Consider the following 11,158-nt stretch of genomic DNA (forward strand, 5'->3'; position numbering starts at 1 on the left):
GCTTTCGACCAACCTATAAAACCGTGGGCAGGCCTGCCTTTTTAGGCAGAATTTGCGTCTCGGCCATGGTTTCGTCCTGGCCCTGCACCCCCTGCCTCAGCCTGCGGGCATTGCCAAGCAGCGCCCCCGCCGTCAGCCATGTCAAAGGCGTCAGCGTTGCGTTCGGGATCAGGTCCAGAAGGTTCATCGCCAGCATGAGGGCAAGCGTGCCCAGCACCACAAGCTCTCTGCGCTTCGGGGCCGAGCGCCCGCGTGGCATAGCCCTGAGCAAGGCAAAGATCGGCGTCAGCAGCAGCAGGAACTGCGCCAGATAGCCAAAGACCCCGCGTGCACCCACCCAGATCACCCATTGCCCGTCCGGGATCGAGGACAGCCTGCCGCTATAAGGGTCATAGAACAGCGGCCGCCCCCAACCGCCCCAGCCAAAGACCGGACGCTCCATCGCGCGTTCCAGCAGGGCCTCTTCGTTCATCAGGCGGAATTCAAGCGACCGCCCCCGCTCGGGCGATATCGACATGGCAAGGTTCACGATGCCTTGCAGCGGCATCCATGAGGTCGTGCGCAACGTCGGATAGGAAACGGCGACGGTGGCGACCATGGCGGCGGCCAGCACCATCATGCGCGGCCGGGCAAACGCGACCAGAGGCGCGGCCATCAGCGCCTGCATCAGCGCCCCAGCCGATTTACACAGCACAAGAACGCAGCCCAGATAGACCGCGATCAGCAGATTGCGCGCCGTCCGATTGTTCCGCGCTATGGCAATGGCCGACAAAAACGCGGTCATGGTCATCAGCGCAACCCACAGGGGATGTTCAAGAAACACAATCGGCCGATAGCCGCCATAGCGGATGGTCTGGATGAAATCGTGCTGGAAATAGCCGTAGACCCAGACGTTGATCTGGGGACTCAGCCGCAACTCGATCAGCATCGGCAGCGTATAGCACAGCACCCCCAGCACCAGGCAGCGCAGCCACAGTTCAGCCCCCCGGGCATCCCACAACAGCTTGTAGCCCATCATGAACGGCAAAAGCTGGATGAACTGCAAAATCAGGTCGGCGATGCCCTGGCTGATCGACATGGCAGGGCGATAGTTGATCCCGTCGATCAGCGGATCGGGATTGGTCAGCGCAGTCATGATGGGTGAAACAAAGTTCATCGCCAGAAGCAGCCCCACCCATGGTCCCATCGGCGGCGGGACGGGTTCATCCCGGGCGCGGTCCCTGGTCACAAACCAGACCATGACCGCAGCCGCCAGCGCCGGAATCATGTGCTTGTTCAACCCCGGAAAAGCTGGCAGGTCGATTTCGACCAGCTGGGGCAACAGCAGGTAGCCTGCAAAGATTGACCAGATCAGGGCGCGCGGCCGCTCCATGCGCTGAAACAGCACTGCCACCACCAGCGGCCAGGACAGCAATGCGAATAAGGCCAACAAGGGCATGGCCCTGACTCCAGTCTTGCGGCAGGGCCGCCTGCTTGACCTGCGACACGCGAGGACGTTGTAATCCCACCGTCGCGAATTCATCCTGCCAGAAACTCCGGCCGGACCCGAGGCTTATCATGCATTTCACCTTTCCCGACGGCAATGCCGTCCACATCAACTGTCGGGATTCTTCGGCGCTGCTGTCTGCCGTGCGACAGCGGCTGCGCGACGGGCAGGGTTTTGCCATCGCCACGATTAATGTCGATCACCTGCAAAGACTGGGTGAAGATAGCCGTTTTCGCACCGCTTACGCTGCCCATGACCTGATCTGCGCCGATGGCAATCCGATCGTCTGGCTGTCCCGGATCGCGGGCCGGCCGGTCGATCTTGCCCCCGGCTCGGATCTGGTGCTGCCGCTGGCACGCGAGGCCGCAGCGGCCGGGGAACCGGTGGCGCTGATCGGCAGCAGCATCGAATCACTCGCCCGCGCCGTCGAGACCATGCAATCCGCCGTACCCGGCCTGAGGGTCGCGCTGACCCATGCGCCGGGCTTTCCCTTTGACCCGATGGGCGATGAAGCGACCGAAATTATCGCCCGCATCCGCGAAACTGGCGCGCGACTGTGCTTTCTGGCCCTTGGCGCGCCGCGGCAAGAGCTTTTCGCCATCCGCGCCCGCGATGCGCTGGGCAATGTCGGGTTTGCCTCGATCGGGGCAGGACTCGACTTTCTGTCGGGGTATCAACGGCGCGCGCCAAAGCTGGTGCGTCAGGTAAAGATGGAATGGCTGTGGCGGATGCTGTCAAATCCGCGTCGGCTGTTTCTGCGCTATGCCAAGGGCTTTACCATCCTGCCCGGTCATCTGCGCCGGGCGCTGGCAATGCGCAGGGAATAGGGACGCCGACAAGCGACACCCCTGCAGGGACGGGTTAGCCCCAGTCGAAATCAAAACTGTCGATCTTAAGCAGGCCCGGCGCCGGGTCGTGATCCGCAACCTCTTGCTGCTCATGCAGCACAGGCAGAGCACGGGGACCCCAAAGCCGCTGCGACGTGCTCCAGCCCGGGGATTCAACATCTGCTGCGCTGTCTGCGCGGCTATCGGGCAGCTCTGCCCGCCCCCACAGAATGAAGATGTCGCGGCTAAGCAGGCCGAACAGCTTGCTCTCTTGTGGAGCGGCCTCGGTTCCCGCGGCAACGGGCTCCTCGGCGGCAATGCGGCTTTCCTGACTCATCTGCGCCGAGGCCTGACTGGTCTGCGCCGAAGGCAGAGGCATACCCATCTTGTTCAGGACCGAGCGGGTCAGAGATGACGGGCTGACGCCCTCAAGGATCAGCTTCTCGCCATTCGGGAATGTCAGCATCGCGTGCCCGTTATGCGAGGACACCCGCACATCATCCACATCAACCCTGTTACCCTGACGGTCGTGCAGCCCGGTCACATGCAGCCGGTCACCCTGACGCAGGATACCGCCGCCGGAATCGCGTACATCGCCGACCTGAAACGCACGTATTGTGTCGACGCCAAAACCGTCCTGCAGCACCAGAACATCCCGCTCTGCATCGCGCGGCACAGCACCTCCATCAGAGGCAGAAATATCGTCGGTCATCGAGATAAGATCGTTGCCGCGACTGCCGTTAATGGTATCCGCGCCCGGTCCGCCCTCGATCGTATCCTTACCGGCGCTGCCGGTGATACGATCGTCGCCCCAACGGGTGTTGATCTGAATACCCTTGCCATTCAGGGGGATATTGGCGGTTGCTGCCGAAACCGTATCGCGGCCTTCATGGGTCCAGAACTGCTCGAACTCGCTGAACACCAATGAACCATTGGCCTGCGGATAGCTGGCCCGTCCGGCGCTGTTGCTGGTAAAGACAACCGAAGTGCCTACGCTATTCTCGCCATTCCCTTTGGCCCAGAGGTTCAGCAGGTCATGGCCAGCTCCGCCAACCAGTGTATCACGTCCGATGTCATGGATCGCCCCCATGCCACCGTTGTTGCCCCAGCGGACATTGTCATCCCCTGCCCCGGCATGACCGTAATCATTGCCCTGCGACGGCATCAACAGATCATTGCCCGCACCGCCATAGATGCGGTCATTGCCATTCCCGCCGTCAAGCACATCATCGCCGATGCTGCCATAGATGGTATCGTTGCCGGCACCGCTGTTGACCGTCAGCCCATGCGTGGGGGTGTAATCCGAACCCGAACCATGCGGCGAATTCAGCTTGGCAGACCGCGCGTCGATGAGGTCATTGCCCGAGCCGGTCTGCAACCGCTCGATCCCGCGAAAGTTCACCCGGTTGCCATAGGCATCGACGGCTGAGCCATTCTCAGTTGTACTGAAAGCAACGCGGAAATTTTTTGTCCCATTCAGATGCAGCCGGTCCCCGCCCGACAGGCTGCCATACGGGTTCGGATCATAGCGTTCCAAAGTGTTGCCACCATAATAAGCGTCAACATTGCCCCTGGATCTGGGGTCCTGGCTCCAGATCAGGACGTCCGGCCCGGCACCGCCATTTATCGAGTCGCTGCCCCGCCCGCCATTGATCGTGTCGCGTCCGCCATTGCCGTTGATCGTATCACGACCTGCGGTGCCCAGCAGGCTGTCGTTGCCCACCCCTCCAGTAATCACGGCCATATCTGCCCCCATCCTGCAATGACTGGGGATAGACGCCACGAGCGTCCAGAAACACCCGACCCCGAACGTCTATCCGGGCCGGATTAGATTAGACTGACGCCAAGGGCGGGACCTGTCCTTTGGGACAGATCAGCGCCGCATTTGTCAGTGATTTTCACCCTTTGGTTGCGAATTTAACCATTAAGGGCCTTTCGGTTCCGCACATGGCGATGTGCAAGCTGACGCGCCTTGGCACCCGGGATCAGCGGCCTTGCCGCCTTGGCCGGCGTTTCGCGAAGCTCGGGGAACAGGGTAAATATCTCTTCCCGCGCGGCCCGGCCGACGGATTTCAACGCCATCGGACCGGTGTATAGCGACTCGGCCTCGGCCCCGTTCGCCAGCACGATCTCATGCCGGTCAAAGAGGATGTGGAAATACTCGACCGTCTCGGCGTCGGCCTCTTCGATCCCTTCAATTGCCAACAGCTGCTTGGCCGCAACCAGCACCTCGGGGCAACCGAACATGCGCTGCGCAATCGCCGACCGCACGAGTATGCGATGCTGAGGCGAGACCATTAGATCGGCGCAAGGCCGTCCTTCGCCAAGCGCACCACGGCGGATGCAGACAGGCCGTAGCCTTGGCGCAGCGGCCAGATCGATTGCGTCCAGCGCCCGGCTGCCGATCCAGCGGATAGGCTGCAACCCATGGTCGCAGGTCAGAACCAGATCGCCCACCGACAGTTGTTCAACCGCGATTTCGCCCCGGTCTGTACGAATCATCGTGCCGCGGCAAAAGCAGGGAATACCAAGCTGATGCAGCTTCTGACGGGTCAGCGCGGCGGGGTCGATCTCATAAAGCAGCAGCGTCTCGCCATTGGGGAAAACCAGCCGCGCATGGGTGCCGCGTGCGTCGGTAAGGGGCTCGACGGTCACGTCATCCAGATCAATGGGATTACCGTTGGCATCATGCAGATCGCTGACATCCAGCCGATCAGCAGGCAGCACGGTGCCCCATTCATCCTGCGTGGTTTCGATGGCAAAGGCGCGCACGGTGTCATTGCCAAAGCCGTCGCGCAGGACCAGCAGATCCGAGCCGTCATCCTCCCACGCGTGGCTGGTGGAAAACAGGTCTCCGGCCATCGAGATCATGTCATCGCCCGCACCCGCGTCGATGGTATCCGTGCCAAAGCCGCCTTCGATCGAGTCATCGCCGTCGCTGCCGATGATCGAATCGTCACCCCATGCGGCATAGGCGCGGAACCCGTCCACCCCGGCAGCCGAGCCATCTATCGTGTCATTGCCGTTCCCGGTCAGCAGGTTCCGGAACTCGTAGAACTCCAGATGCCCCGTCGCCGCACCGGTGGCGTCCACCGTACCGCTGTCAGAGGTGGTAAGCACCATGTGCACACCGTTGCCGGTGGCGTCGTGCTGCCAGGCGTTCAGCGTGTTATAGCCCGACCCGCCATAGTACAGGTCATTGCCGACCGAACCGTCGATACCACCGTTACCCCAGCGGATACCGTCGTCGCCGTCCTCGCCATGGATGGTGTCGTCGCCGCGGCCATCCTCGATGACGTCATTGCCGCCGCCGCCAAAGATTTCGTCATTGCCGTCGCCGCCCTGAATATAATCCGTGGCGTCGCTGCCAATGATGTAATCATTGCCAGCACCCGCATAAATCCGGATGCCTTCAGCGCTGCCAGACGCATTGATGTGATCGGCGCCGTCGCCAGTGGCCACACGCTCGATACCGTCAAAGCTCAGCGTGTTGCCATAGGCATCCTCGACCTCGCCCGAGCTGCCGCTGGTGAAATACACATCGAACCCTTCGGCCCCTGCGGACACCAGGCTAAGCGTATCGCCGCCATTATGGGAGTAGACGTCGGGCTCATACTCCTCGCCGCCCGAACCACCGTGATAGATGTCGTGATCGCCAGTCGCGTCAGGATTGGCCGCCCAGATCAGGAAATCAGCACCGTCGCCACCACTGACCGTATCGCTACCCGCGCCGCCATCTATAGTATCGTTGCCGGCATCAGCGTCGATGAGATCGGGTTCGTCCCCACCAGACAGGCTGTCATTGCCGCCCGTTCCAGGAATCGTCGCCATGAAACACCTTCAAAGAACAAAAACCTTGCGGAAAAGCCGCAAAAACGCCGCCGCAAATAACTGGCGGAACAGCACCGATTAAAAACAAAGGCACAGTCAAAGGTCAGATGTTCTTTTAGGCAAGTTTTTGCCGATCAACCCTGGCGGGTGGACTATTCACCCAGCACCAGCCAGCCCGATGGCGGCGCGGTCAGATGCACCCGAACGCCCGGCTGAGGCAGGGCAGCCCCCGGTTCGTTAAAGCGGTCAAGCACCACTTCCTGCCCGCCCACCCGCGCCCGCAGACGCTGAACCGAACCAAGGAATTCAACGCCGGTAATCTCGGCCGGGATGCCATGCTCGGCGATGCGCAGGCTTTCGGGCCGCGCGGCAAGGGTGACACCGCCCAGGGACAAGGGGCGGTCAAGGGCGATCTCTGCCCCCTCGACGCGGACGATGCCACGTGCAGGGTCCAGTACCTCGGCTGCGAAACGGTTCAGCGTGCCGACAAAGCCGGCGACGAAATCGGTCGCAGGCTGATTATAGATCTGCGCCGGAGTGCCGATCTGATCCGCGACCCCCTTATGCATGACCACGATACGGTCCGAGATCGACAGCGCCTCTTCCTGATCGTGGGTGACAAAGATGGTGGTGATGCCCAGCTGCTGCTGGATCTCTCGGATCTGGTTGCGCAGGCTGACGCGGATCTTGGCATCCAGCGCCGACAGCGGCTCATCGAGCAGCAGAACACGCGGACGCGGCGCAAGGGCGCGGGCCAGCGCCACTCGCTGTTGCTGACCGCCCGACAGCTGCCAGGGATAGCGCCCGCCCAGATCTGGCAGGCCGATCAACTCAAGCATTTCGGTCACGCGACCGGCCCGCTCGGCCCGGGGAACACCGCCGACCTTAAGGCCAAAGCCCACGTTTTCCGCCACCGTAAGGTTCGGAAACAGCGCATAGGACTGAAACACCATGCCGATCCGACGCTGGTTCGGCCGGGCGCGGGTCACATCCTGCCCGTCGATCACCACGCGGCCCGCACTTGGCGTTTCAAACCCGGCGACCATGCGCAGCACCGTGGTCTTGCCGCAACCCGAGGGGCCAAGAAAGGACACAAACTCGCCCTTTTCCACGCTCAGGTCAAAGCCGTGCACGACCCGGGTCGTACCAAAGGATTTTTGCAGATGGTCTAGGGTCAGAAAGCTCATTTCGCGGGTATCCGTGTGCCAAACAGGCGAGAGATCAGTTGCATCACCCCCATGCAACCCCAGGTGACGGCAAAGGCGATCACTGCCAGCGCCGCCGGTTCATAAGCGCGGTTCGCGCCAAGCAATTGCATGTAGGGTCCGAACGCCGGCCGGTTCAGCAACGCCGCCATGGTGAATTCGCCAATGACGATGGCAAAGGACAGAAATGCCCCGGACATCACCGCCCCCAGCACATTGGGCAGGATCAGCCGGCCGATGATCCGCGTCCAGCCAGCGCCGAGGGATTGCGCGGCCTCCGTCAGGCTGCGCACGTCAAGCGTCGAAAGCCCGGTATCGACGGCGCGATACATATAGGGCAGCGCCAGCGTGGCATAACCGCACAAAAGCAAAAGATTGGTGCCCGATGCCGTCCCGGTCAGCGGCAGCACCGACGAGGTGTTGTAAAGCCGGATATAGCCAAAGACGACGACGATGGCCGGAATGACCAGAGGCAGCAGGGTGATGAACTCGATCACCGGCCGCAGGCGGGGCAGACGCAGCCGCACCCAATAGGCGGTCGGCACGACGATCAGCACCCCCAGCACGATGGTCAGCAGCGCCATCACCACCGAATAGCTGAAAGTGGCACGGAAATTCGCGTCCGACAGCACCGAGCGATAGGCATCCAGCGAATATTCCCCGCGCCGCATTCGTAGCGAAAACTCGATCGTACCGATAAGCGGCAAGAGAAAATAAAGGCCGCCAAGGATCAGCGCGGCCCAGGACCAGACCCGTTTCATCGCATCCACCTCTCGGCCCGGGTGCGCATGATGACATAGGCAAGGTTCGCAAGCCCGGTCACGACGATCATGCCGAAAGCCATGGCATAGCCCAGGTGCGGGTCTTGCAGCACATCGCCCCTGATCTGCGCAAACAGCATGATCGGCACGATCGACAGCGACGAGCCGGTCAGCGCATAGGCCGTCGCCACCGCACCAAAGCTGTTGGCAAACAGCAGCGCGAAAGTGCCCAGCAGCGACGGGAACAGAATCGGCAGCGCCACCATCCGCCAATATTGCCCGGTCGAGGCACCAAGCACCTCGGCCGCCTCGCGCCATTCACGCTTGAGCCCCTCCAGAGCTGGGGTGATGATCAGGATCATCAGCGGGATCTGAAAGAACAGATAGGTCAGCGTCAGGCCCCAAAAGGACAGCAGGTTGAAACCCAGCGCATAGATATTGATGCCAAACCACTGCCGCAGCAGCATGGTGACCAGACCGACCCGGCCCAGGGTGGCGATAAAGGCAAAGGCCAGCGGCACCCCGGCAAAGTTCGAGGCGACCCCCGAAAAGGTCATCAAAGGCGCCTTGATCCAGCCCGGCACGCCGCCCATCACCACCGCTGCCGCCATGGCAAAGCCGATCAGGCAGCCAAGCAGCGCCGAGGCCAGCGACACCTTGATCGAAATAGCAAAGCTGGACACGATCCGCGGCGAGGTCAGCCCCGCAAGATTGTCGAACGTAAACTGACCTTGCGGGTTCTGAAATGCGCCGATGACGATATTCATCGTCGGCAGCACCAGAAACAGCAGGGCAAAGGCGAAAAAGGGCAGGATGCCCAGCCAGTTCCAGCCGATCTGTCTCATTCCGCCTCGCCCGTTGGGGGTGGCCCCGCCGCGTGGACGGGGTCCCTTTCTCTTATTCCTGAACCGCTGCGCCGACGACCTTGTCCCAGCCTTCGGTCACAGCCTTCTTGTTGGCTTCCTGCTGCTCAAGGGTCGGGAAGATCGCCTTTTCATAGGCCGAGGCCTCGGGCAGCGCGTCCAGCAGCTCTTGCGGGACTTTACCGTTCTTGACCAGATCGTTGAAGCGGATCGGGTGGCAATAGCCCTTGAGCCAGCCAAGCTGACCTTCGTCCGAATACAGGTACTCCATCCACAGCTTGGCTGCGTTCGGATGCGGCGCATAGGCCGAGATCGCCTGCACATAGACGCCCGCAACCACGCCGTCCTCGGGGATCAGCACCTCGACCGGCGGGTTGCCATTCAGACTGTCGCGCCAGGACAGCAGGTTATAGTCCCATGCGGTGACGATCGGCGTCGCGCCCTGCGCGATGGTCGCCGATTTGCCGATGACGGGCACGAAATTGCCGGCCTTGTGAACCTCGGCCATCAGTTCCATGCCCTTCTGACCCGAAGCCTCGCCCGGCTCTCCGCCATTGGCGATGCCGGCCGCCATGACCGAAATGATCGCCTGCGCCGAGGCGCGCGGATCGCCTGCCAGCGCAAAGGCGTTCGCATATTCGGGCTTGGTCAGGTCCTTCCAGGTTTTCGGCGCCTCGTCGATCAGGTCGGTGTTCACGCCAAAAGCCATCACGCCGTAGTAATCGCCGTACCAGTGACCATCGGGGTCCTTGGCATCATCGGGAATCGTATCCCAGGTCGAAACCTTATAGGGCTGGATCAGCCCCTCGGCCTGCGCCTGCGGGCCAAAGGACAGGCCGACGTCGATCACGTCCGGCGCCTGCGGACCCTTGTTGTCCTTGTTGGCACGGATCGCCTCAAGCTCATCTGCCGAGCCCGCATCGGGGTTAAGCTCGTTGACCTTGATTTCGGGGTATTTCGCCTTGAAGCCGGCGATCACCTCGCCATAGCCGCACCAGTCATGCGGCAGCGCGATGGTGGTCAGCATACCTTCGGCCTTGGCGGCCTCCTCCAGCGCCGCAAGATCCTGCGCCGAGGCAGCCCCCGAGGCCCCAAGCGCGATCAAAGCGGCAAGACCTGCCACAGTCGGTTGAATCGTCATTGGTCAACTCCGTTCCAGAACACGCCCCCAGTTGGCGGCTGGATGCCACCTAGCGGCCCCCGGTGACAGTCTTGCGACACGACGCCCTTGCTGGCAAAGGTTTTTTTCACCGCAGACGCAAGATCAGGGGACAAGCACGGCACCGACCTTCATGGTCTTGCCGCCGATCCGATAGTCGGCCTCGATCCGGTGACCGGGCAGTGCCGGATGCAAACCGCCCAGCGAGCCCAGCGAAATCACCGATCCGGGCTTTAGCTCATAGCCGCCCTGCTCGATCAGCCACAGCACCACATCCAGAGGATGGCCCAGCAGCATTTGCCCTGTGCCCGCGTCGATGCTGTTTCCGTCAAGCTTGAGGTTCACCGTCAGCCCCGCCAGATCGGCGACCGGGTCACGCAGGTCCGAAATCGGAATGCCGCGTCCCAGCACGCCGCGCCAGGGCGTCACGCCATAGGCCGCCATCAGGGGACCGGTGGGCGTCACCCCCTTTTGCAGCGCCAGATCGGGCAGTTCGATGAACGGCCGCACATCTTTCAGCGCCGCCGCCACCTCTTCGCGGGTGCGCGCCTGCATGATGGCAGAGCTGCCGACGGTCACGACCAGATCGGCCTCAAAAAACGGCGAGCGGCTGCCCTTGAGGCTAAGGCGCGAGCCATCGGGCACCAGCATCGGCGCGAAAAGCGCCCCCGAGACGGGCTGGGTCACGCCGAACCGCTCTTGCACCGGGCGTGAGGTAAAGCCGACCTTGACGCCCACGGGCGCGCCCAGCTCGGTCTCAAGCACGCTGCGGAACGAGGCATAGGCACAGCTTGCATCCTGCGCCGTGCGGACAAGCGGATCGGGCAGGCGCTGACCTGCGATCCAGCCGCGCGCGGCGTTCTGCATCAGCGAGACATCCGGGCAGGCCGCATTGGCCGCGCCCGCCAATGACAACATGATAGCACCCAGAATCAACGATCTCATCGTCCGGCCTCACGAACAGGTTTTGGCAGACGATGCCGCAATGCGCGGCAACTGTCACCGTGATTTTTGCGCACAGGGCGG

9 protein-coding genes are annotated in these 11,158 nt (G+C 62.3%); 1 reads left to right on the plus strand and 8 read right to left on the minus strand.

From position 1 onward, the window contains the following. Window positions 1-13: 13 nt before the first annotated feature. Window positions 14-1,438, minus strand: a complete 1,425-nt coding sequence (locus tag F8A10_RS08675; RefSeq protein ID WP_010395574.1) for a hypothetical protein — start codon at window positions 1,436-1,438, stop codon at window positions 14-16. 119 nt (window positions 1,439-1,557) lie between these two features. On the opposite strand from F8A10_RS08675, the gene F8A10_RS08680 reads away from it, so the two are divergent. Then, entirely contained in the window at window positions 1,558-2,313 is a 756-nt protein-coding gene (locus F8A10_RS08680) for a WecB/TagA/CpsF family glycosyltransferase (RefSeq protein WP_152367143.1), read from the plus strand. A 34-nt stretch (window positions 2,314-2,347) separates the two neighbouring features. On the opposite strand, the gene F8A10_RS08685 is transcribed toward F8A10_RS08680, so the two are convergent. From F8A10_RS08685 to F8A10_RS08715, 7 genes are all read right to left on the minus strand, one after another. Next, window positions 2,348-4,057 carry a calcium-binding protein gene (locus F8A10_RS08685; protein ID WP_152367144.1) on the minus strand — a complete coding sequence of 570 codons (1,710 nt, stop codon included), beginning with the start codon at window positions 4,055-4,057 and terminating at the stop codon, window positions 2,348-2,350. A gap of 173 nt (window positions 4,058-4,230) precedes the next feature. Further along, window positions 4,231-6,144 (minus strand): Hint domain-containing protein, encoded by a 1,914-nt coding sequence (locus F8A10_RS08690; RefSeq protein WP_152367145.1) that lies wholly within the window; start codon window positions 6,142-6,144, stop codon window positions 4,231-4,233. A 152-nt stretch (window positions 6,145-6,296) separates the two neighbouring features. Next, complete coding sequence (locus F8A10_RS08695; protein ID WP_010395580.1) at window positions 6,297-7,331, minus strand: ABC transporter ATP-binding protein; 1,035 nt, start codon at window positions 7,329-7,331, stop codon at window positions 6,297-6,299. Further along, entirely contained in the window at window positions 7,328-8,110 is a 783-nt protein-coding gene (locus F8A10_RS08700) for an ABC transporter permease (RefSeq protein WP_010395581.1), read from the minus strand. Before F8A10_RS08700 ends, F8A10_RS08695 begins: the two co-directional genes overlap by 4 nt. After that, window positions 8,107-8,955 carry an ABC transporter permease gene (locus F8A10_RS08705; protein WP_010395582.1) on the minus strand — a complete coding sequence of 283 codons (849 nt, stop codon included), beginning with the start codon at window positions 8,953-8,955 and terminating at the stop codon, window positions 8,107-8,109. The genes F8A10_RS08700 and F8A10_RS08705 overlap by 4 nt, the downstream gene beginning before the upstream one ends. Before the next feature lie 52 nt (window positions 8,956-9,007). Beyond that, entirely contained in the window at window positions 9,008-10,114 is a 1,107-nt protein-coding gene (locus tag F8A10_RS08710; RefSeq protein ID WP_152367146.1) for an ABC transporter substrate-binding protein, read from the minus strand. A gap of 123 nt (window positions 10,115-10,237) precedes the next feature. Next, window positions 10,238-11,077 (minus strand): 2-keto-4-pentenoate hydratase, encoded by an 840-nt coding sequence (locus F8A10_RS08715; RefSeq protein ID WP_029371916.1) that lies wholly within the window; start codon window positions 11,075-11,077, stop codon window positions 10,238-10,240. Between the last annotated feature and the right edge of the window lie 81 nt (window positions 11,078-11,158).

Origin of the sequence: Paracoccus kondratievae (assembly GCF_009301415.1) — a bacterium.
Taxonomy (GTDB): Bacteria; Pseudomonadota; Alphaproteobacteria; order Rhodobacterales; family Rhodobacteraceae; genus Paracoccus; species Paracoccus kondratievae.

What these genes read in the sequence shown, in the direction of transcription:
- F8A10_RS08675 (WP_010395574.1), bottom strand. Translation starts at nt 1,438, where the DNA reads ATGCCCTTGTTGGCCTTATTCGCATTGCTGTCCTGGCCGCTGGTGGTG.
- F8A10_RS08680 (WP_152367143.1), top strand. Translation starts at nt 1,558, where the DNA reads ATGCATTTCACCTTTCCCGACGGCAATGCCGTCCACATCAACTGTCGG.
- F8A10_RS08685 (WP_152367144.1), bottom strand. Translation starts at nt 4,057, where the DNA reads ATGGCCGTGATTACTGGAGGGGTGGGCAACGACAGCCTGCTGGGCACC.
- F8A10_RS08690 (WP_152367145.1), bottom strand. Translation starts at nt 6,144, where the DNA reads ATGGCGACGATTCCTGGAACGGGCGGCAATGACAGCCTGTCTGGTGGG.
- F8A10_RS08695 (WP_010395580.1), bottom strand. Translation starts at nt 7,331, where the DNA reads ATGAGCTTTCTGACCCTAGACCATCTGCAAAAATCCTTTGGTACGACC.
- F8A10_RS08700 (WP_010395581.1), bottom strand. Translation starts at nt 8,110, where the DNA reads ATGAAACGGGTCTGGTCCTGGGCCGCGCTGATCCTTGGCGGCCTTTAT.
- F8A10_RS08705 (WP_010395582.1), bottom strand. Translation starts at nt 8,955, where the DNA reads ATGAGACAGATCGGCTGGAACTGGCTGGGCATCCTGCCCTTTTTCGCC.
- F8A10_RS08710 (WP_152367146.1), bottom strand. Translation starts at nt 10,114, where the DNA reads ATGACGATTCAACCGACTGTGGCAGGTCTTGCCGCTTTGATCGCGCTT.
- F8A10_RS08715 (WP_029371916.1), bottom strand. Translation starts at nt 11,077, where the DNA reads ATGAGATCGTTGATTCTGGGTGCTATCATGTTGTCATTGGCGGGCGCG.